Annotated in this window: 22 protein-coding genes and 1 pseudogene; 20 read left to right on the forward strand and 3 right to left on the reverse strand. The window is 58.6% G+C overall.

The features are described 5' to 3' along the window. Window positions 1-22: 22 nt before the first annotated feature. The 4 genes from ABSE61_RS16945 (at window position 23) to ABSE61_RS16960 (ending at window position 5854) form a co-directional block, all read left to right on the forward strand. Entirely contained in the window at window positions 23-1906 is a 1884-nt protein-coding gene (locus tag ABSE61_RS16945) for an ATP-binding protein (protein ID WP_423872278.1), read from the forward strand. 11 nt (window positions 1907-1917) lie between these two features. Then, a complete protein-coding gene (locus ABSE61_RS16950; RefSeq protein ID WP_423872279.1) occupies window positions 1918-2631 on the forward strand; it encodes a response regulator in 714 nt (237 codons plus the stop codon). Window positions 2632-2951: 320 nt separating this feature from the next. Beyond that, complete coding sequence (locus ABSE61_RS16955) at window positions 2952-3962, forward strand: response regulator (protein WP_423872280.1); 1011 nt, start codon at window positions 2952-2954, stop codon at window positions 3960-3962. Window positions 3963-4042: 80 nt separating this feature from the next. Next, complete coding sequence (locus ABSE61_RS16960) at window positions 4043-5854, forward strand: putative bifunctional diguanylate cyclase/phosphodiesterase (RefSeq protein WP_423872281.1); 1812 nt, start codon at window positions 4043-4045, stop codon at window positions 5852-5854. A 23-nt stretch (window positions 5855-5877) separates the two neighbouring features. On the opposite strand, the gene ABSE61_RS16965 is transcribed toward ABSE61_RS16960, so the two are convergent. Together ABSE61_RS16965 and ABSE61_RS16970 are read right to left on the reverse strand one after the other, a co-directional pair. Beyond that, the gene (locus ABSE61_RS16965; protein ID WP_423872282.1) at window positions 5878-6285 is read right to left on the reverse strand and encodes a hypothetical protein; all 408 of its coding nucleotides are present in this window, start codon (window positions 6283-6285) and stop codon (window positions 5878-5880) included. Window positions 6286-6398: 113 nt separating this feature from the next. Continuing rightward, window positions 6399-6563, reverse strand: a complete 165-nt coding sequence (locus tag ABSE61_RS16970) for a hypothetical protein (RefSeq protein ID WP_423872283.1) — start codon at window positions 6561-6563, stop codon at window positions 6399-6401. A gap of 175 nt (window positions 6564-6738) precedes the next feature. Here ABSE61_RS16970 and ABSE61_RS16975 point away from each other — a divergent pair, with 175 nt between their 5' ends. Together ABSE61_RS16975 and fixJ are read left to right on the forward strand one after the other, a co-directional pair. Continuing rightward, window positions 6739-8196 carry a sensor histidine kinase gene (locus tag ABSE61_RS16975; RefSeq protein ID WP_423872284.1) on the forward strand — a complete coding sequence of 486 codons (1458 nt, stop codon included), beginning with the start codon at window positions 6739-6741 and terminating at the stop codon, window positions 8194-8196. Next, window positions 8196-8804 carry a response regulator FixJ gene (gene fixJ / locus ABSE61_RS16980; RefSeq protein ID WP_423872285.1) on the forward strand — a complete coding sequence of 203 codons (609 nt, stop codon included), beginning with the start codon at window positions 8196-8198 and terminating at the stop codon, window positions 8802-8804. The genes ABSE61_RS16975 and fixJ overlap by 1 nt, the downstream gene beginning before the upstream one ends. A gap of 9 nt (window positions 8805-8813) precedes the next feature. On the opposite strand, the gene ABSE61_RS16985 is transcribed toward fixJ, so the two are convergent. Continuing rightward, complete coding sequence (locus ABSE61_RS16985; protein WP_423872286.1) at window positions 8814-9290, reverse strand: CBS domain-containing protein; 477 nt, start codon at window positions 9288-9290, stop codon at window positions 8814-8816. Window positions 9291-9463: 173 nt separating this feature from the next. Here ABSE61_RS16985 and ABSE61_RS16990 point away from each other — a divergent pair, with 173 nt between their 5' ends. The 14 genes and pseudogenes from ABSE61_RS16990 to ccoG all read left to right on the forward strand — a co-directional run bounded on the left by ABSE61_RS16990 (window position 9464) and on the right by ccoG (window position 23290). Continuing rightward, window positions 9464-9673 (forward strand): YgaP family membrane protein, encoded by a 210-nt coding sequence (locus tag ABSE61_RS16990; RefSeq protein ID WP_423872287.1) that lies wholly within the window; start codon window positions 9464-9466, stop codon window positions 9671-9673. A gap of 28 nt (window positions 9674-9701) precedes the next feature. Continuing rightward, on the forward strand, window positions 9702-10919 hold the full coding sequence (locus ABSE61_RS16995; protein WP_423872288.1) for a cyclic nucleotide-gated ion channel: 1218 nt from the start codon (window positions 9702-9704) through the stop codon (window positions 10917-10919). A 218-nt stretch (window positions 10920-11137) separates the two neighbouring features. Next, window positions 11138-11530 carry an Hpt domain-containing protein gene (locus ABSE61_RS17000; RefSeq protein ID WP_423872289.1) on the forward strand — a complete coding sequence of 131 codons (393 nt, stop codon included), beginning with the start codon at window positions 11138-11140 and terminating at the stop codon, window positions 11528-11530. Beyond that, window positions 11514-13679, forward strand: coding sequence for a hybrid sensor histidine kinase/response regulator (locus ABSE61_RS17005; protein ID WP_423872290.1), 2166 nt, complete (start codon window positions 11514-11516; stop codon window positions 13677-13679). Before ABSE61_RS17000 ends, ABSE61_RS17005 begins: the two co-directional genes overlap by 17 nt. Next, on the forward strand, window positions 13676-14038 hold the full coding sequence (locus ABSE61_RS17010; protein ID WP_423872291.1) for an Hpt domain-containing protein: 363 nt from the start codon (window positions 13676-13678) through the stop codon (window positions 14036-14038). Before ABSE61_RS17005 ends, ABSE61_RS17010 begins: the two co-directional genes overlap by 4 nt. Further along, entirely contained in the window at window positions 14038-15333 is a 1296-nt protein-coding gene (locus ABSE61_RS17015) for an EAL domain-containing response regulator (RefSeq protein WP_423872292.1), read from the forward strand. Before ABSE61_RS17010 ends, ABSE61_RS17015 begins: the two co-directional genes overlap by 1 nt. A gap of 534 nt (window positions 15334-15867) precedes the next feature. After that, the gene (locus tag ABSE61_RS17020) at window positions 15868-16035 is read left to right on the forward strand and encodes a hypothetical protein (protein WP_423872293.1); all 168 of its coding nucleotides are present in this window, start codon (window positions 15868-15870) and stop codon (window positions 16033-16035) included. Between the two features lie 65 nt (window positions 16036-16100). Then, complete coding sequence (locus tag ABSE61_RS17025; RefSeq protein WP_423872294.1) at window positions 16101-16328, forward strand: hypothetical protein; 228 nt, start codon at window positions 16101-16103, stop codon at window positions 16326-16328. A gap of 36 nt (window positions 16329-16364) precedes the next feature. Continuing rightward, a pseudogene (gene hemN, locus ABSE61_RS17030) lies at window positions 16365-17697 on the forward strand (oxygen-independent coproporphyrinogen III oxidase). A 610-nt stretch (window positions 17698-18307) separates the two neighbouring features. Beyond that, on the forward strand, window positions 18308-19936 hold the full coding sequence (gene ccoN, locus ABSE61_RS17035; protein WP_423872349.1) for a cytochrome-c oxidase, cbb3-type subunit I: 1629 nt from the start codon (window positions 18308-18310) through the stop codon (window positions 19934-19936). Between the two features lie 10 nt (window positions 19937-19946). Next, on the forward strand, window positions 19947-20681 hold the full coding sequence (ccoO, locus tag ABSE61_RS17040) for a cytochrome-c oxidase, cbb3-type subunit II (RefSeq protein ID WP_423872295.1): 735 nt from the start codon (window positions 19947-19949) through the stop codon (window positions 20679-20681). A gap of 11 nt (window positions 20682-20692) precedes the next feature. Then, a complete protein-coding gene (locus tag ABSE61_RS17045) occupies window positions 20693-20857 on the forward strand; it encodes a cbb3-type cytochrome c oxidase subunit 3 (protein ID WP_423872296.1) in 165 nt (54 codons plus the stop codon). 3 nt (window positions 20858-20860) lie between these two features. Further along, window positions 20861-21733, forward strand: a complete 873-nt coding sequence (gene ccoP / locus ABSE61_RS17050) for a cytochrome-c oxidase, cbb3-type subunit III (protein WP_423872297.1) — start codon at window positions 20861-20863, stop codon at window positions 21731-21733. A gap of 99 nt (window positions 21734-21832) precedes the next feature. After that, a complete protein-coding gene (ccoG, locus tag ABSE61_RS17055; protein ID WP_423872298.1) occupies window positions 21833-23290 on the forward strand; it encodes a cytochrome c oxidase accessory protein CcoG in 1458 nt (485 codons plus the stop codon). Window positions 23291-23307: the final 17 nt, after the last annotated feature.

A 23307-nucleotide genomic window follows, 5' to 3' on the forward strand; every position in this document is an offset into this window, starting at 1 on the left:
TTCGGATAGGAGGATACGACGGATGACTGCCACAAGACCGGATATCGTCGAACTTGGTTTTACCGAGGAGATGTTCCGGTTGGCCGTGGAGGCCTGTCCGAGCGGAATGATGATGGTCGATCATGACGGCCGGATCGTGATGGTGAACACCGAGATCGAACGCCAGTTCGGCTATACGCGCGGCGAATTGATCGGACAGGCCGTCGACGTGCTGGTGCCGGAGCGGCTCCGCAGTCAGCACGTCTGCCATCGTCACAACTTCACACCGAAGCCCGAAAGCCGGCGTATGGGAGCTGGTCTCGACCTGTACGGACGACGGAAAGACGGCAGCGAGTTTCCGGTCGAAGTCGGCCTCAATCCGATCCACGCAGGCGGTAACCTTCTGGTCCTGGCGGTAATCGTCGATATCAGTCAACGCAAGCACATCGAGCGTCTTAAGGACGAGTTCGTCTCGACCGTGAGTCACGAATTGCGCACGCCGATGACATCGATCGCCGGATCCCTCGGATTGCTGGTCGGCCAGTGGTCCGATGTGCTGCCGGAGTCCGCCACGCGGCTGGTCTCGATCGCCCACAAGAACATCCAGCGGTTGGTTCGGCTGATCAATGACATTCTCGATATCGAAAAGCTCGAATCCGGCGCAGCCGCGTTCAATTTTGCCAAGATCGAGTTGCGGCTGGTTGCCGAGCAGGCGATCGAGGATACGCGCGGCTTCGCCGACGGATTTGGCGTGAAAATACGGCTTCACGCGGATTCGGCCGCCGCGCCGGTCAACGCAGACCCGGATCGACTGGTGCAGGTGATTACCAACCTGCTTTCCAATGCCATCAAATTTTCGCCGGCGGGGGGCGAAGTGGTCGTTACCGTCGAAAATCGGGATGCAGCCAAATGCCGGCTTGCCGTGCGCGATTTTGGTCCGGGAATTTCAGCCGAGTTCAGGCCGCACATCTTCGAGAAATTCGCCCAGGCCGACGGAACCAATTCGCGGCGAAAGGGCGGCACGGGCCTCGGGCTGAGCATTGTCAAGCAAATCGTCGAGCGGCTCGGCGGCCAGGTCGGGTTCGATGATGCGCCCGGAGGCGGGACGGTTTTTCATGTCGATCTGCCGGCTTGGGATGAAAGCGCCGGCGGCGAAATAGATATTGACGTGGGCGTGTCGACCCGGCGCGTGTTGTTCTGCGACGACGACCCGGCCGTGACGCGGGTCATCCGCATGCGACTGCGAGCCGCCGGCTTTGCGGTCGATTTCGCCCATTCCCCCGATAACGCCGTTTTACGCGCCAACGCCACCCGTTATGCCGCCATACTGGTAGACCTGCGGCTGCGCGAAACCGACGGCATCGACCTCATCCTGAGCCTGCGCGCGCTGCCATACCATGGAACGACGCCGATCGTCGTAATCTCGGGAGATATTGAACGGGGCCGAAACGATGTGCGATCGCCAAGACTCAATATACTCGCATGGTTCAGCAAGCCGATCGACTTTACACGCCTCGCAAGAACCCTTCAGGCGGCCACTTCACCGATCTCGGGCGCGCGTCCCTGCGTGCTTCACATCGATGACGATCTTGACGTCCTCGCTTTGGTCGCGCGCCGGCTTGAAGCATTCGCGGACGTGATGTCGGTCAATGGCGTTGCTTCCGCGCTGTCGACCCTCGATCACCAGCACGTCGATCTCGTCATCCTCGAGATCGACCTTGGCAAGGACTCAGGCCTCGATCTCTTGCCGGAGCTTCGTGATGTTACGGGAAACGTCATTCCGGTGATTGTTTTCTCGGCGCACGCGTCGAGCGCGCCATGCGATGGCCAGATCGGTTCTTCGCTGTGCAAGACCGACTCGTCGCTCGACGATCTCCCGGAGAAGGTCGGCGAGCGACTGGCATTTTGCCCCGCTAAAGTTGCGTAAGGAGAGACGTAATGGCCGCAATCCGTATCATTCATATCGATGACGAGCCGGATCTACGCGAGATAATCGAGATTTCGCTCGGTCTCGATCCAGGTTTCGACATTCGCAGTTGCGGTTCGGGGGCCGAAGGAATCATAGCCGCCGCCGAATGGAACCCGAATCTCATTCTTCTCGATGTCATGATGCCTGTCATGGACGGAATAGCCACGTTGATGGTCTTGCGTGAAAACCCGAAGACCGCCGATATTCCCGTGATTTTCATGACCGCCCGGGCCCAGGCACGCGAGCTCGATCGCTTTCGTTCGCTGGGCGTGTTCGGCGTAATCGCGAAGCCGTTTGATCCGATGACGCTGGCGGCTTCCGTACGCAACTACCTACAGCCGCCGCCCGATCCGCTCGCGGATTTAAGAGCCGGCTTCCTGCAGCGCGTTGGTCGCGATATTGACGCCCTGGTGGATCTTCGCGACGCACTGCGGCACGGCGACGCGTCGCTGACCGCGCTTGAGGCAATCAAAAGTATCTCGCATTGCCTCTCCGGCGCCGGTGGAATCTACGGGTTCTCGGAAATCAGCGACGCCGCGGCCGCGATCGAAGACGCAGCACTCGATCGCCTTGCCGCCGCGGGTCCCGATGAAGCGCTGTTGGTCGCGCTCGATGGTCTTATTGCGCTAAAGCCTTATGAAAAACCTCGTGAGGTCACGCTGGAGCCAGCCGCTGCGGGTTAGTACCCGACCTCACGGCATGCTCGATAGCACCGCAAGGGTTCGACTTGGTGTTGTTGGATATCAACATGCCGCGCATGGATCGGTTTGAATTTGCTGAGACGGATGCAAGACGAAAAGATGCTCGATCGCATCGATAACCGAACCGCACGAGTGCAAGTCAACAGGCCGTTGAGCCAAGGCACCGCGGCAGCAAGCCAGCCGGCACGCGTTAATACCTAGGAAATATTTAGCGCCGCGTTAGGTCATTTCGGGTCTGATGAATGCCGAAATGCCGGACGATTTGCTTATACGAAACCGGCAATCGAAACAGGAGCGATGTCATGTCACGATCCGCTGCTCTCCAAATCGAACGCCCGGCCCCTGATCCCCGCACCATCGAGTCTTCGCTAAGCTTTCACTCTCCGAAAATGCTGATCGTTGACGACGACCCGTCGGTTCTGAGACTGTTGGCTAATCACTGCACGCGCCTGGGCTTCGATGTCGAGACGGCAACCAACGGAATGCAGGCGCTGCTCAAGGCAAGCAGGATCCAGCCGAAGATTCTTGTAATCGATGTGAATCTGCCCGAATTGGACGGCCTGTCGGCATGCGCCCACCTGCTGGGTCCGGACCGGTCGCCGGTTGACGTGATTGTCATCACCGGCAGCAGAGGTTCAGAGACGCCGGAACGATGTGAAGGCTTCGGCGCGTACTACGCGCACAAGGGGCCGAATTTCTGGCGCGATCTTGAGGTTGCGCTGGCGGAGATCGAGCCGCGCCTGGTTGGAAAGATCGGGCAATACAGTATGGGCGTGGCTGCTCCCGAAATACGACGGCGCCCACGGGTGTTGCTGGTTGACGACGATAGTGACGTCAATCGGATGCTCGCGAGCCGGCTCGCCAAATGCGGCATCGACGTGATGTACGCGTCGGACGCGACTCATGGGTTACGCATGGCCTCTCAGGATGAACCCGCCGTCATCGTCACCGACTACTTCATGCCGAACGGTGATGCTTTATATTTCCTGACAAGGCTTCGCACCGCGAAAGTGACCTCAAAGATCCCGGTGATCGTGTGGTCCGGACGGAAACTCAGCGAGCAAACCGACCAGCGGCTGCGGCGCGAGATTAGCGGTTGTTCCGGGGCAGCGCATATCCTCTGCAAATCGGAAGACACGTCCGCGTTGTTTGAAATTTTGCAAAAATTCTGTGGCTTTGAATCAACGAGCGACGGTTCGTATGCCTCCGACGATCGTCCGCTGTTTTCGCAAGTCCGCCGCCTCGGCGACCCGCGTGCCGAGCGTGCCACCGCAGCTTTTGGGCATGCTGGTTTGTCCGGGAAAAGAAATTAGCGAATATCGGCCTTATTTCTTCTAAAGGTTGGCGCCCAATGACAGACATTATCCGGTCCTTGGCCCGACCAAGAACGCAGATGACGCAAGTTATTGCCGATCCGGTCGATCGTGACTCTGTTTTTCGCGACGTGTCGGATTTGTTGGGGCCGGCGGATGCTGCGGCCGCCGTGATCCTGAACACGCTGCTCGATGCCAAGTCGGCAGGGATGTTCTGGAAGGATCGCGAGTCCCGTATCCTGGGTTGCAATCAAAAATTTGCGGAGGATTCGGGCGTAGAGTCTCCCGCCGAACTGATTGGCAAAACGAATTTCGACTTCTATCCGAAAGCGCTGGCCGAGGCGTACCGGGCGGACGACCTTGAGGTCGTCACCACCGGCGTGCCCAAGCTCGGTATCGAGGAGCCTCTGCTGTTGCCGACCGGAGAGACCGCCTGGATTGAAACCAATAAGGCCCCGTTACGCGGCGCTACCGGCGAAATCATCGGTCTGCTGGGCATGTATCGCGATGTAACCGAGCGTCACAACGCCGGTGACGAGCGTGTGCGCATGGCCTTCGAACTTGCGGAAGCCAAGCAATCCGCCTGGATGTCCATGTTTGATGCGCTGACAGGGCTTCCCAACCGCCGCTATCTGCAGGAAGAGCTGAATGTGCGCCTGGCTTCGCTGGAGAACGATCCGACAAAGCGATTTGCAGTGGTCGCCGTCGATCTGGATCGATTTAAGACGATCAACGACCTTCATGGCCATGCCGTCGGGGACGAACTGCTAAAGGAGGTGGCAAACCGCCTCTCGGAAGAGCTTCCGGCAGGCGGTTTTGTCGCGCGCCTGGGCGGCGATGAATTCATTCTGGCAATGCCGTTTATGCATGAGGCCGACTTGGCCGGAAAGCTCTCCGGATTGATCCAGAGATTTGAGGCGCCCATCGCGCTTGCCGAGCATCAGCTGGTGGTCGGCGTGGCGCTGGGCGTTGCGGCAGCGCCGGCAGACGGGCGTACCCCCGATATGCTGATGCGCCACGCAGACATGGCGCTGTATCGCGCAAAGGAACACGGTAGAAAGACATTCGAGTTTTTCCAGCCGGAAATGGAGTTTTATGCGCGCGAGCGCGCGCTGCTGGAGCGCGATCTGAGACTCGCGGTTGCGAACGACGAGATCATTCCGTATTTTCAGCCGATACAGGATTTAAAAACCGGTCGGGTATCATGTTATGAGGTCCTGGCGCGTTGGCCTCACCCCGTGCGTGGTCTTGTGCCGCCTAGTCGGTTCATTCAGATTGCGGTCGAGGCTGGCCTTATTGGCGCATTGACGTTGAAGCTGCTTCGCCGGGCCTGCAATGAGACCAAAGATTGGCCGGGTGCGCCACGCATCGCGATCAATATCGCACCCGTCCAACTGCGGGATGCCACGCTCCCTCAAAACCTCCTGAAGCTTTTGTCCGGGTGCGGTTTTGCAGCGGGGCGTCTCGAAATCGAAGTCACCGAAGAGGCTCTGGTCTCGGATGTCCAGACTGCCAAGGCCATACTCGTATCTCTGAAGAACCTGGGCGTGCGAGTCGCGCTCGATGATTTTGGGACCGGTTATTCGAGCTTGCAGCACTTGAGCCAGCTTCCTTTCGACACACTGAAGATCGATCAGTCTTTTGTAAGATCCATGAATGACAGCGAGAATGCACTGATGATCGTAAAGGCCATCGTGCAACTGGCAGGAAATCTGAGGATCGGACTCATAGCCGAAGGAATTGAGACAGAAAAGCAGGCGACGGTGCTTAGTGCGCTAGGCTGTGAACGTGGACAGGGCTACTACCTGGGACGCCCGCTTCCTGGCATCGATCACAGCAATGGGCGAATCGGGAAAGAAGACGATGCCTTGATCGCGGTTGGCTATGCGTAGAGTGCCCATGTAGCGGTCAAGGGTCACCCGGTGCAGTGCGACGGGAAGTAGGGGCTGCTTCGAGCGCGGCTAGTTCCGCCTCGATGCGCAATCGCTCCAGTCACTTTCGGGTTGACCGTGCGATCAACCCTGACAACCGGCATCCCCGCGGGTTGTCTGGCTTCGATCGTGCTGCAATGGAAAAAGCCAGGTTCGGCGAGTGACGCCGCTGAAAAATTGACGCAGGTCAATGAACCGAACCGGCGAGGCTCTATCGTGAATTGTTTATAGAAGTTGGCCGAAGAGCAATCCATGCGAAGCGGCAGCCTGAATGTGCAGGCAACACCGGCTGCTGCGAGATTGATGCGATGGACAACGAGCCAGTTTGGGAGGAAATAACGACCGCTCCATACAACCGCCATCTCGAGCTTGCGGTCATCGAGGGCGATCACGTGTACCCGCTGGTCTTCGCCTGTTGCCGGACCACCAGCGGTTGGATAAAGGTCCTCACCAAGGAGCGCGTGGCGATCAGCCCGACCCACTGGAGGGTATGGCACGGGAAGGACTAGGCTTTATCCGAGGAGTCCTTTTTCGCGGCCTCGGCGTGTGCCAGCTTGGCCTCTTCTTCGGCCAACAGCCGCTCGAGCGTTTGACGCTTCGCCGGATCGACCTCGGTCGAAAGCAGCTTCTTGAAATGCGCGATGTTTAAGTCCGCAACAGTTCTATCCACGGTCGCCTCTTCCGAATGGCGCGTAACCAAGACGCCGGACACCGAGGAAGTACAATAGACGGATAGATCACGGACGCTCAAATTCATGGTATCATCAACATAGGGGCGTTCCCAGCCCCGCCAGCGTCATTTTCGGGGTCGAGAATCAGGTGAGAAACGGAATGGTCACTGTCCGATGTTGGGTGGATCGGGCCTTTCGATGATCCGGCAACGTCTGTTCTGGCTTCGCTACGGATCGGCGGCCTTGGCCGCGCTGGTTGCATTTGCCCTTCTTCTGATACTTCAGAAATATTTCGAAGACCGTGCTTTTACAGTGATTTACGTTCCTGTCGTTGTCTATGCCGCGTTTGCGGGAGGTGCGGGACCCGCGCTTTTTGCCACCCTGCTTTGTCTGGGCATTAGCGCGTTCTTCCTCGGCACTGATCTTTATACAAACTCCGCAAATCTGATCGATATCTGCCTTTTTGCTGTCCTGGGACCGATCCTCGGCTACATCGGGCACAGGCTGTTGCACGAGACAGAAGACGCTCGTTACCGGCAGGCTCAGCTCCAGTCGATTCTGGACACGGTGCCCGAGGCCATGATCGTCATCGACGCGCATGGCCTGATGCGATCATTCAGTTTGACGGCCGAGCGCCTGTTTGGCTGGTCAGCCGATCAGGTGATCGGCAAGAATGTCTCGATCCTGATGCCGTCTCCCTATCGGCAGGAGCACGACAGCTATCTGCATCGCTACCTCAGCACTGGCGAACGCCGGATCATCGGTATCGGACGAATCGTCGTCGGTGAGCGCAAGGACGGCTCGACGTTTCCGATGGAACTGGCCGTCGGCGAGGCCCAGCTCGGGTCCGAAAAATTCTTCACTGGATTTATTCGCGATCTTACAGAGCGGCGAAGCCAGGAGCGCCGCATGCAAGAGCTGCAATCGGAGCTGGTTCATGTGTCTCGCCTGACCGCGATGGGCGAAATGGCGTCCTCGCTGGCGCATGAATTGAACCAGCCGCTGTCGGCGATCACCAGCTATCTGCGCGGGGCGGCGACCCTGCTCAAGAACGAACAGGTCGACCGGGAGAGAATCCGGGACGCGCTCGACCGGAGCTCGAATCAGGCGCTGCGCGCCGGCGACATCATCAAGCGGCTCAGGGAATTTGTCGCCAAGGGTGAAACCCAGCACGCCATGGAAAACCCGGCCACGCTTCTGGAGGAGGCCGCGGCGCTTGCATTGGTAGGTGCGAGAGAGCAGGGGGTTCGGGTATCGCTGCGCTGCGATCGCGAACTTCCCGACATTATCGTCGACAAGATCCAGGTTCAGCAGGTTGCGCTTAACCTGATCAGAAATGCTGTGGAGGCCATGGAAACCACGGACCGCCGGGAATTGACGATCGAAGCCAAACGCGATGGCGAATTCGCGTTTTTCTCGGTCTCAGATACCGGAGCCGGAATTAGTCCGGAGATCGCGGGGCACTTGTTCCAGCCGTTCATAACCAGTAAGGCGGACGGCATGGGGGTTGGCCTTTCAATCTGCCGGACCATTATCGAGGCGCATGGCGGCCGCATCTCCGCGCGCCCGAACGAAGGTGGAGGAACCGTGTTCGAGTTCACGCTGCCGTTTGCAGAACCGGAGACTGAATAATGCCCGACAAGACAGTGATTCATGTCATCGACGACGACGCCGCGATGCGCGATTCATTGGCGTTTTTGCTCGACGTCAATGGATTTCAGCCGGAAGTCTTCGAGTCGTCGAATGCCTTTCTCGCCAAGGCGACGAATAGTGTCCCAGCCTGTGTCGTCTCCGATATCCGAATGCCCGGAATGAGTGGCATCGAACTCGTCCGCAAGCTCAAGAGCGATGGAATTCCGTGTCCGGTGATTTTGATGACGGGGCACGGCGACGTGGCGTTGGCGGTTGATGCGATGAAAGCGGGCGCCGCCGATTTTATCGAAAAGCCGTTCGATGACGCCGTGCTCCTTGGCGCCATTCGCTCCGCGTTGGAGGCCCGCCCGGTAGCTCAGGGGGATAATTCAGCGCGAAAGGAAGCAGAGGCGCGGTTGGCTGAGCTATCGCCCCGCGAACGGGATGTCCTGCAGGGTCTCGTTGCGGGCAAGATCAACAAAGTGATCGCGCATGAGCTGAGCATCAGCCCGCGCACGGTCGAGGTGTACCGGGCCAATCTCATGGCCAAGACCGGTGCGCGCAGCGTATCCGAATTGATGCGCATCGCACTCGCAGCAGGACTTTAGGCGGCGGGTCTACGCGATGGCATAACCAAACGACGGCACGCTCAGCGGCGGGGGCTGAGGCGCGCGCCACGTGCAGCGTGCCAAAGCCCGAACGACGTCGTCGCGAGCAATGATGCCTCGCACGCGATTCTCGCGATCCACGACTGGAAAGCTCTCAAAATCGTGGGCTGCCATCAGGTCAACCAGCTTATCCAACGTTGCGTCCGGCTCGACCGTCACGACCCGTGAGGACATGATCTGCTCAACGGTCGTTCCCATGGCCGCATCGAAATGCGCGGCGTCGGTCCGCGCCTTTGCAGCGAAAGATCTGATGGAATCTCTCCTTGAAACGATTCCGATGAGCTTTTCATCACGCACGACAGGATAAGCGGCAAACTCGTTCGAGCTGAACAGGCGCAACAGGTCGCCCATGGTCATTTCGGGAGCGACGGTCCTGGCGGGACGGGAGATATTTTCCCGAACGGTTTCCTGATGAAAATATTCCATGGCTGCCTCATATGAGTGGAAGCGATTTCAAAAAATAGACCAAGCGGCGTCCATGGACGTTGACGCAGATCAAAGGGGCTCGGCTTCTGTTCGCGTTCGACATTTGATGAATGTCAAAGCCATTCAGAAGCAATGCATCCAGAATTGCAGGGTGAACAACCTGGAGATCGGAAATGCAACGCAACGTTGGAACTGTCGATCTGGTTATTCGGTCCATGATCGGGATCCTCGCTTACCTCGCGAAGGACAATGTCTTTGCGCAAGGCTCTGGTCCCGGCATTGTTATCGCGATTTATCTGATCGCAACGGCGATCCTGATGTACTGCCCCGTGTATCAGCTTCTTGGCTTCAGTACGTCGAGCCCGCTCGATCGTTCGGTCTAAGAGGCTGCTAGCAAAGGCGAGTACAGCGGTGTCTCTTCAACGCCATGCGCGCCGCCAGCTGTATCTTGTCCTCGATCAAGGTGCGGAGGTCGGCGCCATCAGCGCCGTCGTCAACTGGGCGCTGGTCGGCGCCATCGTGGTGACGCTGGCCGCAACGGTGATGCAGTCCGTGCCGGCGATGGCGGCGGCTTACGGCCGTTTGTTCGAGTTCGTCGAATATGCCGCGCTGGCGATCTTTTCCCTGGAATATGCTGCGCGGCTTTGGGTAGCGGTCGAACACCCTCCATGGCGGCGTCTGGGAGCCTTCCAGGCAGCGCTTCGGTCTTCGGTAAGCCCCGCGGGACTGATCGACCTGGCGGCGATTCTACCTTTCTGGTTGTCGTTTTTGGTGTCGACCGATTTCAGGATCGTGCTGGTCCTGCGGCTTATCCGGTTTTTCAAGCTAAGCCGCTATTCGCCGGCAATGCGTTCCCTGTTGGATGCGCTCTATTCCGAACGCCGCGCGCTGTTCGGTTGTTTCGTCATCCTGTGCGGTGCGACGCTGATTGCGGCCGGACTGATGCATCTCGCGGAAAGCGCGGCGCAGCCGGAGAAATTTGGCACTATTCCGGAGGCGATGTGGTGGGCCATCGTTACGCTCGGTACGGTCGGGTATGGCGATGCCGTGCCAATCACAGCAACAGGCCGCCTGATCGGCGGATTAACCATCTTCGCGGGTCTTTTGATGGTGGCTTTGCCGGTCGGTATCGTCGCAACCGCATTTGCCAACGAGGTGCACAGGAGAGACTTTGTCGTGACCTGGGGCCTGGTCGCGCGCATTCCACTGTTCAGCCAGCTTAGTGCAACTCAGATCGCGGACGTGATGAAAATCCTGCGGGCGCAAAAGGTCGATAAGGGAGCCATCATCGCGCGGCGGGGCGAGCCAGCGCATTCGATGTATCTGATCGTCGACGGCGAGGTCGAGATCAAATTGAGCCACAAGCGGGTGAAGCTCAGCTCAGGCGACTTCTTTGGCGAAATTGCCGCTTTGCGTCAAACCAGGCGTTCGGCGACCGTACAAGCCCTGCAGCCGACACGTCTATTAGCGCTCGATGCTTCAGATCTGCACAGCCTGATGGATCGCGAACCACAAATCGCCTCGCGCGTATGGGAAGCGGCGCACGCAAGGTTGGGTGACGAACTTAATAAGACATCGAGCGATTTGATCGCCGCCGAATTGTCGGCCGAGGCGAGCGGCTCACGTTGAAAATCGACATCCGTATTAATCCGGATGCGCCGCATAGTTTGCCCGATTCCGATAGGCCATTTTACAACGATTAAACTGCGATTTGCGACCTCGCCACTTCCTGCGCTCAAGGTCTGACCTTTTCGGAATCGAATTAAGGAGGCGGCAGGGTTCGGTGGTCAACTGTGGTCGCGGGGCTAATTTCTTCTTCGAAGATGTCGGCAATCAGGACCGTCCGCATGAGCGACCATCGGATCTTTGCCGAGCAGATATTCGGTTCGCTGAAGACAGAGCTTGGCACCAGGAACACGCTCGAGGTTCTCTCCGCGTTTCTGGCCGATACCAAAGCGAAAATCGATGCCTGCACCGCAAGCAGCATGGACCGGCAGCTGGTGGGGCGGGAGGCGCACTCCATCAAGAGTTCGGCGGGGACGTTTGTAGTTTTGACTTTGTCGAAGATTGCACGTGATCTCGAAAAAGACGCGCCCGGCATGAACCCAAGCGAGATGGAAGACTCGATCTTGGCGTTACACGCGGCGTTCGACGTGGCGTCGTGTCTGGCGCACATGGCACTGACAAACCTGATTTTGGAGATCATCCCGAAAGGCGACGGGGATGGGCGATCTTCGTAAATCTTTAAAGCCTACGGCGAGCTGGTTCGACATCGGCATCGAGACCGTCTCGCGGCTGTTGGGTCGCCACGGCAGCGCGCTGATCAGCGTATCCGCGATCGGGTTGGTCTGGGCTGGTATATTTTACAGCATTTCCGACGAGCGCACGCGAGCAGAACGGGCCGCCATCCAGAACGGCTCCAATCTGGCTCGCGCCTTCGAAGAGCAAATTGTCCGTTCGATCAAGGCCGCCGATCAGACGCTGCTTTATGTCCGCGCCTCCTATGCAAAGGACCCTGACGGCTTCGACATGTCGCTATGGTCGAAAAACAGCCAGTTTTTGACCGATTTCTCCTTTCAGGTTTCCATCATCGGTCGCAACGGAATTATGCTATCGAGCAACATCGATCCTGGGCTCAAAGGGATCGATCTGCACGACCGCGAACATTTCAAAATCCACGCGAAAAGCACCGATGACGTTCTGTTCATCAGCAAGCCGATTCTCGGGCGCGTTTCGAATAAATGGTCTATCCAGCTATCCCGGCGCATCGTCGCGAGAGACGGTTCGTTCGGCGGCGTGGTCGTCGTGTCGGTGGATCCGGAGTATCTCTCACACTTTTACACTTCGGTTGAAATTGGAAACAAAGGTACGGTCACTTTATTTGGTCTCGACGGCATCGTCCGCGCTCGAGCGGTAAACGGGCCCGCCGAGATCGGTAAATCGCTGTCTGGCAGCCCCGTCTTGGCGCGGCTTCAGAACGAAACCAGCGGATCGTATCTCGCTCGCAGTTCCCTCGATCGGGTCGAGCGACTGTTCGCATTTCGCAAGGTCAGAGATTATCCGCTCGCGGTGAGCGTTGGCCAGGCCACGGACGAAGTTTTCGCGTTTTACCGGCAAGATCGGGACAAGGACATCATGGTGGCGGCTCTCTTGAGCATCGTCATCGGCGTCGTCTCGATTCTGATCATCCGCTATCAGGCGGGCCTCGCCAAGTCTCGCGATGCCGCAGAGGCGGGCACCCGCGCCCGTTCCGAGTTCCTCGCGATGATGAGTCACGAGATAAGGACGCCGATGAATGGAGTGATCGGCCTGGCCGATCTGCTTGTTTCGGCCGATCTTCCGGCCGAGCAAAAGAAGATCGCCGCCACGCTTCGAGAGTCGGCAGACTACCTTCTGCAAATTCTAAATGACGTATTGGATTTTTCCAAGCTGGATGCCGATCGACTGGAGATCGAGCGTGTCGATTTCGACGTCCGTCAGTCGGTCTCCTCAATGGTAGAACTCCTGATATCACGCGCCAAGGCCAAAGGGATTCGGCTGACGTCGACGGTCGACACAAATGTTCCCGAGGCCGTCATCGGAGATCCTGCGCGCGTCCGTCAGGTTTTGTTCAATCTCGTTGGCAACGCCATCAAATTTACCGAGAACGGTACCGTTGACATCAAGGTCGGAGCCGAGTTCCGCGCAGACAAGCCGATAAAATTGAATTTCGCCGTCACGGACACCGGCTTGGGAATTCCCCCGGATGCGATCGGCCTGCTGTTCAGGGAATTTTCACAGGTCGACAGCTCGATTTCGCGCAGATTCGGCGGAACGGGACTCGGCCTTGCCATTTGCAAGCGCCTCGTTTCGTGCATGGGCGGCGAGATAACGGTCCAGAGCATCCTCGGCAAAGGCAGCACGTTTCGTTTTTCGGTCGAGGTTCAGCCGCAGACCGACGTCGTTCCGGCGGCGGACGCGTGTTGTTCGGATCAAGAACTCGCTCTGTCGCCGGCTCGCCATCTCAAGGTGCTTGTTGCCGAGGATAATCTGACCAATCAGTTCGTGATCCGGAAGCTGCTCGAAAAGCAGGGTATCGAACCGGATGTCGTCGAGAATGGCGTTCAGGCGGTTACCGCGGTGCAGAACACGTCTTACGACCTCGTGCTCATGGACGTCATGATGCCCGAGATGGATGGACTGGCCGCGACCCGGTTGATTCGCCGCCTACCCCCTCCAGCATGCAACACCTATGTCATCGCGCTGACCGCAAACGCCGAAAGGCAGGACGAACACAATTGTCTTGCGGCGGGCATGAATGACTTTGTCACCAAACCGGTCAACAAAGATCGATTGAACGCGGCCTTGTTGCGTTCCACGACTTCCGAGCCGAAGCGGCTATTCGCATGACCAGCCGTCCGATCTTAAACGCGCGCGTCCTCAACCAATTGGGCGTGGAACTGGGGCTTGAGAATGCCACAGATGTTCTGCGGATGTTTATCACCGATACCGAGCAAAAAATCGCCGTCATGACGTCGACCGGAGCGAGCCGGCTTGCGACCAGGCGTGAAGCCCACTCGATCAAGAGTTCGGCGGCAACTTTAGGGTTTGAGCGCCTTTCTTGGCTTGCCCAGGAATTGGAGTCCGCCGCTGAAACGATCGATGAAGTGCAGCTGGAAAGCGCGATTTCGGCGCTCCAGAGCGCGTTCAAACAGATGGCCGCCTTTGCCGAACACCAGTTATTGTCATCCTTAGGGGAGCTTCCGTAATGCGTAAAATTTCCAGACAGACAGAGAACAGCAAGGGGCGCCTGCTGGTCGTCGATGATGACGTCGTGCAACGCACGGTCATCGGTATGATTGCCGCGAAACTGGGTTACGACACGGTGACAGCATCGACGTTCGATGTCGCCTCCGAATTGCTTCAGGGCGAGTCGTTCGACGCGATGACCCTCGATCTGTCGCTCGGTGAGCATGATGGCGTCGAATTACTTCGTCTCGTCGCCGAATGTGGCCTCCAGGCCCTGCCGATCGTTGTGATCAGCGGGTGCGAGGAACGTATTTTGAACTCGACCATGCGCGTCGCGGAGGGGTTGGCGCTTAACCTAACCGGTTGCCTGAACAAGCCACTCAATCTGGACAAGCTGCGGGTGGCCCTGATGCTACCCCCTTATGCGCGACTGAGCTATCAAAGCCGGAACGCGGTGCAGGACATCACGCGTGAGCAATTTTTGACTGGCTTGGAAAAAACCGAGCTCGCGGTGGAATTCCAGCCAAAGGTTGACCTCAAAACTGGACGGGTGATCGGTGCCGAAGCCTTGGCGCGATGGCGTTCGGCGGAATTGGGTGTCGTGCCGCCCGGCACATTCATTCCGGCGGCCGAGCGGCTCGGTCTCATGCCGGAACTGACCAACCACATCCTCTTATTGGCGATCGCGCAGGGCCGTAAGCTTATCGAGGAACATCCGGGCTTTACCATCGCCGTCAACGTCTCCGGCTCGCTGATGACCGACCTTGCGCTTCCAGAGAGGATTGAGAGCATGCTTCGCGCCGAACAGCTCTTGCCGGCATCTCTCATTGTGGAGGTCACCGAAAGCGTCGCCATGTCGGATGTTGATCGCGCGACGGACATTCTCGTGCGGCTGAGGATCAAGGGGATCGGTGCCGCCATCGATGATTTTGGCACTGGCTATTCGTCGCTGGCAGCGCTGGCGCGGCTTCCGTTCAGCGAATTGAAGATCGATCAATCCTTCGTCAAAGGCTGCGACTCCGACGAAGACATGATGAAGATTATCGAAGCATCAATTGGGCTTGGGCGGGCCTTTAAAATGAAGGTTGTGGCCGAAGGTATCGAAGATCCGCGTACACTCTCGCGCGTCCGTGAGGCAGGGTGCGATGTTGGTCAAGGCCATCTTTTTGCGCCGTCGCTGCGTTCGGAACGCGTGGCCGCGTGGATGCTGCGACAGCATTCCAGCGGAGGCGGCTTCGGTTTGCCGGTGTTTTCGAACGCATCTGCTCCTGAAGCGAGGCATCAGCCAGATATGCTCGCTGGACAGTTCCCATGATCGGTGACGTCATCGAAATCGAGCGCGCAAAGCGCTCTACTTACGATACCGAAAGTCCTACGGATTGCTCAAACGGAGACGTGGGTTCACAGGCATCGCGTCAAGCCGAGGAAATCGAGACCCATCCGCGGCCACGGCCAGCTGATGGATCGATATCCCGGCGGCTGTCGCTTTTATTGAAATACGTCGACGGGGGTCTATTGCCTTGACGCACGATGTGGCGTTTCGCAATCGCTGGCGTTCCGTTCTTCGTGTTAGAAAAAACGCCGCTTGCGTCGGCTTGATGTGGTCGTCGGGGCGTGGGCAGCGGAATCCCGGCGCGTGATCGCTTCGGCCCACGCCATTGTGCGGCGAAGGCCGCAAACAGCGCGGTCAGCGCGACGAGTGTAAGTGCGTCAGCGGTAGTCACGAGACCTCTCCTTTGTCAGCTGAGCCATACTGACGCTCTCGGGAGGAGATGTTTGAGCTGGATCAAAAGCAGCCCTGGTAAACCGTGCAGTGTCTTGCCTCAGTTGGGCTTAGCAGGGTGATCCCATGGTCCGTGCTGCCAGTCTTCTATTTAGCCTTCCGGTAATGGCCGTGGTTTTGCTCGCCGCCAACGTCAGCGGAGAGTTGAGCCTCGTCGAAACCCTGTTCGGTATCCTTGCGATAATCAGCTTTGCGGTCATTGCGACCGGATGGACCATCGATCACGACGTCTGATTGATTTTGGTCAATGCAATTTTCGCGGCCTGCGGGAGAATACTCGAGAAACAGGAGTTTTCATTATGCTTTCGTTCGACGTTCGCTTTATCAAGACGGTCTGTGACGACACCGGACACGAACACCGTGCATGTCAAGCGGCGTTTAATGTGGAGGCGCCTTCGTTAACCGAAGCAATCAGGCAAGCCGAAGCGAAGTTTTGCAGGCAGAAGCATGTCCATGACTGGACGATTTTCGCTGATGCCGTGGAGCTGAAGTCGCCCACCGCGCCGGCATGCGTCCTGCTGCCTTGAGTACGTTTCACGCATCAGCCAGAAACGGGTGGTCCCGTGAACCATATCGCACGCCGCTACGCGGGCCAGAATGTCCCGCGATACACATCGTATCCGACCGCGGCAGACTTTACGCCTTTGGTTGGCTCCGCGGAGCACAAGGCCTGGCTTCACAGCTTGGGTGAGCAGAAAAGCATATCGGTCTATCTCCACGTGCCTTACTGCCGCGAAATCTGCCTCTACTGTGGCTGCAATACCAAGATGGCAGTCCGCGACGAAGTAATCTCACTACCGCGGCGCGCTCGAAACCGAGATCGGCCTGGTCGCGGGCCTGATCAGGGAACTGCCTGATATCCGGCGGCTGCACTGGGGCGGGGGAACGCCGAGCATTCTTGGGTTGGATGGTCTGAGATCCATTCTGGCGGTCCTTGGCGGGCACTTTCGATTTGATCCTGGATTTGAGCACGCCATTGAACTCGATCCGCGCTACGTGGCCGCGGAGCTCGCCGACGGACTTGCCGAACTCGGTGTTACTCGCGCGAGCCTCGGCGTTCAGGACGTCAATCCGCTGGTTCAAGCAGCGATCGGCCGGATCCAGCCTCTTTCCGTGGTCGAGTCGGCGGTCAAGCGGCTCCGCTTGGCTGGAATCCGCAACCTCAATTTCGATCTGATCTACGGTCTGCCGATGCAGACGCTACAGTCGATCCGCGAAACCTGCGCGCTGGTCAGTGCCATGGAGCCGGATCGGATCGCGTGCTTCGGCTACGCCCACTTACCCGCCCTCAAGGCGAACCAGCGACGGATCGATGAGGCCACACTGCCGTCGCTCGATCAGCGGATTGATCAGGCCGAGCTGATTGCCGATGAGTTGATCCGCCGCGGATATGTGCGCATTGGCATCGACCACTTCGCCAAGCCGGCTGATCCGCTGGCGTCGGCGGCCGCGTCGGGAAAGCTGCACCGCAATTTTCAAGGCTACACCGACGGCCACAGCCGGGTTCTGTTAGGCTTGGGCGCATCTTCGATTTCGACCTTTGCCGAAGGCTTTGTGCAGAACATCTTCGATGTACCGAAATACATCCACGCCGTCGAAGCCGGAAGCCTTGCGTCCGTGCGTGGCCGCAGGCTTGACGCCGACGATCGATGGCGTGGGCGGGTCATCGAGCGGTTGATGTGCGACTTCTCGGTCGACTTTGCCGCGGTCGCGCCGGGTGCAGACTTAAGCCGCGAACTGCTGATGCTCGCGCCCATGGTCAGGGACGGCCTGGTCGAAATCGCGGATTCGAATCTGGTCGTAACCGGGTTGGGCCGGCCAATCGTGCGCTTCATTGCCGCGCTCTTCGACGCCTACAGGGGGCCGCAGACAGCGCAATTCAGCAGCGCCGTTTGATCCAGATCAACGGAGAGGCCCTTTCCTAAAATTAAGAAAGTCCCAAAAGGGGGCACCATGGCGACTCAATCGGCTGGCCGATCCGACGGCTCATTCCTTCATAATCTTCTTAATCGCGCCAAATGCGCCATCTCTCGATGGAGAGAGGTGAGGCGGCTGGACTCTCAGGATATCGAGGCAATCGCCTATGATCTCAACATCTCGCCCGCCGAGCTTGTGACGTTGATGTCTACATCGTCCGATTCGCTGGAGCAGCTCCGCGAGCGCCTAGCCTACGCGGGACTAACGGAAGAATCGCTTGCAATCGCTCATCCCGATGAGTTGCGAGATTTGCGCCGGGTATGCAGTCAGTGTGCATCAAAGGCGCGCTGCGCCCGGGATCTCCGGCACAAGCGGATTGCAGCCCCGTCAAAATACTGTCCCAACGAATCGACGCTGAGGTCACTCGTTCGGGAAACCCGTCACGAAGCCTCGGTGGAAGCGTCGAGCGTTCCTGCCGGGGTCTCTTGATCTCGATCAAATCTTGCGGCCCGCGCATGTGTTTCCCTGATTGCATCCTCATTCCGAAGGAAGTTGCGCCATGATGCAGACGTCTACCGCCTCGAAATCGATGACCGTCGGTGAGGCGATTCTATTTCCACTTTTTGTCGCACTCGCATTTCTCTGTCTGATCGGGGCCGGACTGGCGCACGACGCGCCGTTTGCCTTTCATGCCACGCTTGGCTGCGTGGCGAGCTTGGCGGCGAGCTTCATCATCCTGAACCGATATTACGACCGTCCGGCCGCACCGCCGCCGCAAGAGATCAACGGCCGGCCCAACTACAATCTCGGGCCGATCAAATTCGCCACCGTTGCTGCAGTATTCTGGGGAATCGCCGGCTTTACAGTCGGCCTGATTATCGCCTTGCAGCTTGCCTGGCCGGCGCTGAACCTCGATCTGCCCTGGACGACCTTTGGGCGCCTGCGGCCGTTGCACACGTCGGCAGTGGTCTTCGCCTTTGGCGGCAACGTTCTGATCGCGACCTCGTTTTACGTCGTGCAGAAGACCTGCCGCACGCGGCTTGCCGGCGATCTCGCGCCCTGGTTTGTCGTGCTCGGCTACAACTTCTTCATCCTGATTGCCGGCACCGGCTATCTGCTCGGTGTCACCCAGTCCAAGGAATATGCCGAGCCCGAGTGGTATGCCGACCTCTGGCTCACGATCGTCTGGGTCACCTATCTCCTTGTGTTCCTGCTGACGCTGGTCAAGCGCAAGGAGCCACATATCTTCGTCGCTAACTGGTTCTATCTGGCGTTCATCGTCACGATCGCTGTGCTCCACCTTGGCAATAATCCGGCGTTACCAGTGTCTCTGTTGGGCTCAAAGTCCTACATCGCCTGGGGCGGCGTGCAGGATGCGATGTTCCAGTGGTGGTACGGGCATAACGCGGTCGGCTTCTTCCTGACCGCCGGCTTCCTTGCGATCATGTATTACTTCATTCCGAAGCGGGCCGAGCGGCCGATCTATTCCTACCGGCTTTCCATCATCCACTTCTGGGCGCTGATCTTCCTCTATATCTGGGCCGGTCCGCACCACCTGCACTACACTGCGCTGCCTGACTGGGCGCAGACGCTCGGCATGACCTTCTCCATCATGCTCTGGATGCCGTCCTGGGGTGGCATGATCAACGGCCTGATGACCCTGTCCGGTGCCTGGGACAAGCTCCGCACCGACCCCGTCCTGCGCATGCTGGTGGTTTCGGTGGCCTTTTACGGCATGGCGACCTTCGAGGGGCCGATGATGTCGATCAAGGTCGTCAATTCGCTCAGCCATTACACGGATTGGACCATCGGCCACGTGCATTCCGGCGCGCTCGGCTGGGTTGGCTTCGTCTCGTTCGGCGCACTGTACTGCCTGGTGCCGTGGCTCTGGAATCGCAAAGGCCTCTACAGCCTCAAGCTCGTCAACTGGCACTTCTGGATCGCGACGATCGGCATCGTTCTCTACATCTCCGCGATGTGGGTGTCGGGAATCCTCCAGGGCCTGATGTGGCGCGCTTATACCTCGCTTGGGTTCCTTGAATACTCCTTCATCGAATCCGTCGAGGCGATGCATCCCTTCTACATCATCCGTGCAGCGGGTGGGGCACTGTTCCTGGTCGGCGCGCTGATCATGGCCTTTAACCTCTGGATGACGGTCAACGCTAGCGAAGCCGAAGAAACGTCGCAGGCCGCAGGACTGCTACAGCCTGCCGAATAGGGTTATCTCCATGTCCTTCTGGAATCGACACAAGATATTCGAAAAGAATTCGATCATTCTGATCGCGGGGATTCTCGCGGTCATCTCCATCGGCGGTCTCGTCGAGATCACGCCGCTGTTCTATCTCAAGAGCACGATCGAGGTGGTCGATGGCATACGCCCGTACACGCCTCTGGAGTTAACCGGGCGCAACATCTACGTGCGGGAGGGGTGCTATCTCTGCCATTCCCAGATGATCCGGCCGCTGCGCGACGAGGTCGAGCGTTACGGGCATTATTCGCTGGCGGCAGAAAGCATGTACGATCATCCGTTCCAGTGGGGGTCGAAGCGTACCGGTCCTGATCTTGCGCGTGTCGGCGCCAAATATTCCGACGATTGGCATGTCCGCCATCTCACCGACCCGAGAGCCATCGTACCGCAATCGGTCATGCCGGGCTATCCGGCGTTAGCAGAGACGGAAGTCAAACTCGACGATATGGAGGCACATTTGCGCACCAGCCGTGCGGTCGGCGTTCCCTATACCGACGAGCAGATCGCCAATGCAAAGGCTGACCTGCTGGCCCAGGCCGATCCGGACAATGCAGGCGCCGAGGCGTTTCAGGAGCGCTATCCGAAAGCTTCCGTTCGAAATTTCGACGGCAGGTCGGGCAATCCAACCGAACTCGATGCTCTAGTCGCGTACCTGCAGATGCTGGGAACGCTGGTCGATTTCAAACTCTATGACGAAAAAGCAAATCTGCGCTGAAGAGGTTCGACATGAAAGCAATCGTCTCACTCGAAAATCTGGCATCGAATCTCGTTCTCACGTTCTGGACTCCGGTGTTTGTCGGGATTTTCATCGCCATCGTGGTTTACGCGCTGCGTCCCCGCAACAAGACGCTGTTCGATAGTGCGGCCAGCATGCCGCTGCGCGAGGATTAAGCTATGACCGATCACAACGACTTTGACAGCGTCTCCGGCCGCTCGACCACGGGCCACGAGTGGGACGGCATCAAGGAGCTGAATACGCCGCTGCCACGCTGGTGGGTGCTGACCTTTTACGCCACCATCCTTTGGGCCGTTGCGTATTGGATCGTTTATCCGGCTTGGCCACTGGTCAGCGGATACACCGCCGGGGTCCTGCATTACACTAACCGCGCCGCCGTCGCGAAGGATCTCGCCGAGCTTGAGGTCATACGCGGCGACAAGATGAAGGTGCTTGCCGGCGCCTCTCTCGCCGAGATCGAGAAAGATCCAAATCTGCTGTCGCTGGCGCGCGCGCGCGGCAAGACGGTATTCGGCGACAATTGTGCGCCCTGCCATGGCACGGGTGCGGCCGGTGCAAAGGGATATCCGAACCTCAACGACGATGATTGGCTGTGGGGCGGCTCGCTCGACCAGATCATGCAAACCATCCAGTTCGGCGCGCGCTCCGGCGACGCCAAGGCTCACGAAGGACAAATGCTGGCCTTCGGTCGCGATAGTATTTTGAAGCCGGACGAAATCGTAACCGTCGCCAACTATGTCCGTTCGTTATCCGGGCTGTCGACCGAACCGGGCTTCAAAGCAGCGGCGGGCGCGAAGATTTTCGAAGAGAATTGCGCGGCCTGCCACGGCAAGGACGGCAAGGGCAACCAGGAGATGGGCGCACCCAACCTGACGGATCAGATTTGGCTCTACGGTTCGGACGAAGCCGCGATCGTGGAAACCATAACCAATGGCCGCGCAGGCGTCATGCCGGCCTGGACCGGCCGTCTCGACCCCGTCACCATCAAGGCGCTGACCGTGTACGTACATTCACTGGGCGGCGGCAAATAAGCCGTTCAAAAACGCAGCCGCCCGGTTGATGTACGTCAAGTGAGGTCACGGCGGTTGCCCTAAAAGTTCATCCTGAGAACCCCCGTGCGAGTTTTCTCGATGAATAAACCAATATCCCCGGCCGATTTGCAGTTCGATGAAGACGGGCCGCTCTATGTGGCCCAGAAGAAAGTCTACCCGCAAAGCGTTGCCGGCACATTCCGCCGGATCAAATGGGGGCTGATGGCGGCTTGCCTCGGCCTTTATTATCTACTGCCCTTCGTGCGCTGGAATCGCGGCCTCGGCGCACCCAGTCAGGCCGTACTGATCGATTTTCCCAATCGCCGTTTCTATTTCTTCTTCATCGAACTATGGCCCCAGGAGATCTACTACTTCACGGGGCTTTTGATTCTCGCTGCCATGGCGCTCTTCCTGATGAACGCGCTCGGCGGCCGAATCTGGTGTGGCTACCTTTGTCCTCAGACGGTCTGGACCGATCTGTTCTACGCCGTCGAGCGCTGGACGGAAGGAGACCGCCGCGAACGCATCAGGGCCGACGCGGCGCCAACGACCGTCAATCGCCTGGCGCGGCGCGTCCTCAAGCATGTCATCTGGCTCGTGATCGCGTGGTGGACCGGCGGCGCCTGGGTGCTCTATTTCTCCGATGCGCCGACCTTGGTGAGGGATCTCGCGACCTTTCAGGCTCCCGCGATCGCCTACATCTGGATCGGAATTCTGACGGCTACGACTTATCTGCTGGCCGGTCATGCCCGCGAGCAGGTCTGCGTTTACATGTGCCCGTGGCCGCGGATCCAGGCCGCGCTGACCGACGAATGGGCGCTGAACGTCACCTACAAATATGATCGCGGCGAACCGCGATGTTCGGTCAAGAAGGCGATCGATCTGCGATCGCTGGGCGAGAAGGTCGGCGACTGCATCGACTGCAATCAGTGCGTGGCGGTTTGCCCGACCGGCATCGACATTCGCGACGGCGCTCAGCTCGGCTGTATTCAGTGCGGGCTCTGCATCGATGCCTGCGACAGCGTCATGACGAAGATCGGCCGGCCGACGCGGTTGATCGGGTACGACAACGACATCAATGTTCAGCAGCGCATCACCGGTAAGCCGGAAGTCTTCAAGGCAGTTCGCGCGCGGACCATCGTTTATGCCGCCATCATTGCCGCGGTCTGTGCGGTGATGCTCTATGCGTTGCTGACAAGGACGTTGCTCGAGCTCAATGTGCTGCATGATCGCAACCCCGTTGCAGTCAAGCTCAGCGACGGTTCGATCCGGAACGGGTATACGCTGCGCTTCCTCAACAAGCGCGGCTTCGATCGCGTCATTGCCGTCGATATCGATGGTCCGGCTGATGCGCAGATCCACATCGTTGGCGCCGACTCGGTCACGCCCGATCGGCCGATGATCGTCCTCGGCCGCGATTCGACCACGGAGTTGCGCGTGCTGGTCACCGCACCGCTCAATGAAACGGCCGACAGGACGGCGCCGGTCAAATTCCGTGTCACCGATATCGGGTTGGGCGAGGTAGCCTCGGCAACCGATCATTTCGTGACGCCCTGAATGAGTAGGATTTCCGG

The sequence above is a fragment of the Bradyrhizobium sp. genome, assembly GCF_049519115.1.
Taxonomy (GTDB): Bacteria; Pseudomonadota; Alphaproteobacteria; order Rhizobiales; family Xanthobacteraceae; genus Bradyrhizobium.

What these genes read in the sequence shown, in the direction of transcription:
- ABSE61_RS16945 (WP_423872278.1), top strand. Translation starts at nt 23, where the DNA reads ATGACTGCCACAAGACCGGATATCGTCGAACTTGGTTTTACCGAGGAG.
- ABSE61_RS16950 (WP_423872279.1), top strand. Translation starts at nt 1,918, where the DNA reads ATGGCCGCAATCCGTATCATTCATATCGATGACGAGCCGGATCTACGC.
- ABSE61_RS16955 (WP_423872280.1), top strand. Translation starts at nt 2,952, where the DNA reads ATGTCACGATCCGCTGCTCTCCAAATCGAACGCCCGGCCCCTGATCCC.
- ABSE61_RS16960 (WP_423872281.1), top strand. Translation starts at nt 4,043, where the DNA reads ATGACGCAAGTTATTGCCGATCCGGTCGATCGTGACTCTGTTTTTCGC.
- ABSE61_RS16975 (WP_423872284.1), top strand. Translation starts at nt 6,739, where the DNA reads ATGTTGGGTGGATCGGGCCTTTCGATGATCCGGCAACGTCTGTTCTGG.
- fixJ (WP_423872285.1), top strand. Translation starts at nt 8,196, where the DNA reads ATGCCCGACAAGACAGTGATTCATGTCATCGACGACGACGCCGCGATG.
- ABSE61_RS16985 (WP_423872286.1), bottom strand. Translation starts at nt 9,290, where the DNA reads ATGGAATATTTTCATCAGGAAACCGTTCGGGAAAATATCTCCCGTCCC.
- ABSE61_RS16990 (WP_423872287.1), top strand. Translation starts at nt 9,464, where the DNA reads ATGCAACGCAACGTTGGAACTGTCGATCTGGTTATTCGGTCCATGATC.
- ABSE61_RS17000 (WP_423872289.1), top strand. Translation starts at nt 11,138, where the DNA reads ATGAGCGACCATCGGATCTTTGCCGAGCAGATATTCGGTTCGCTGAAG.
- ABSE61_RS17005 (WP_423872290.1), top strand. Translation starts at nt 11,514, where the DNA reads ATGGGCGATCTTCGTAAATCTTTAAAGCCTACGGCGAGCTGGTTCGAC.
- ABSE61_RS17010 (WP_423872291.1), top strand. Translation starts at nt 13,676, where the DNA reads ATGACCAGCCGTCCGATCTTAAACGCGCGCGTCCTCAACCAATTGGGC.
- ABSE61_RS17015 (WP_423872292.1), top strand. Translation starts at nt 14,038, where the DNA reads ATGCGTAAAATTTCCAGACAGACAGAGAACAGCAAGGGGCGCCTGCTG.
- ABSE61_RS17020 (WP_423872293.1), top strand. Translation starts at nt 15,868, where the DNA reads ATGGTCCGTGCTGCCAGTCTTCTATTTAGCCTTCCGGTAATGGCCGTG.
- ABSE61_RS17025 (WP_423872294.1), top strand. Translation starts at nt 16,101, where the DNA reads ATGCTTTCGTTCGACGTTCGCTTTATCAAGACGGTCTGTGACGACACC.
- ccoN (WP_423872349.1), top strand. Translation starts at nt 18,308, where the DNA reads ATGACCGTCGGTGAGGCGATTCTATTTCCACTTTTTGTCGCACTCGCA.
- ccoO (WP_423872295.1), top strand. Translation starts at nt 19,947, where the DNA reads ATGTCCTTCTGGAATCGACACAAGATATTCGAAAAGAATTCGATCATT.
- ABSE61_RS17045 (WP_423872296.1), top strand. Translation starts at nt 20,693, where the DNA reads ATGAAAGCAATCGTCTCACTCGAAAATCTGGCATCGAATCTCGTTCTC.
- ccoP (WP_423872297.1), top strand. Translation starts at nt 20,861, where the DNA reads ATGACCGATCACAACGACTTTGACAGCGTCTCCGGCCGCTCGACCACG.
- ccoG (WP_423872298.1), top strand. Translation starts at nt 21,833, where the DNA reads ATGAATAAACCAATATCCCCGGCCGATTTGCAGTTCGATGAAGACGGG.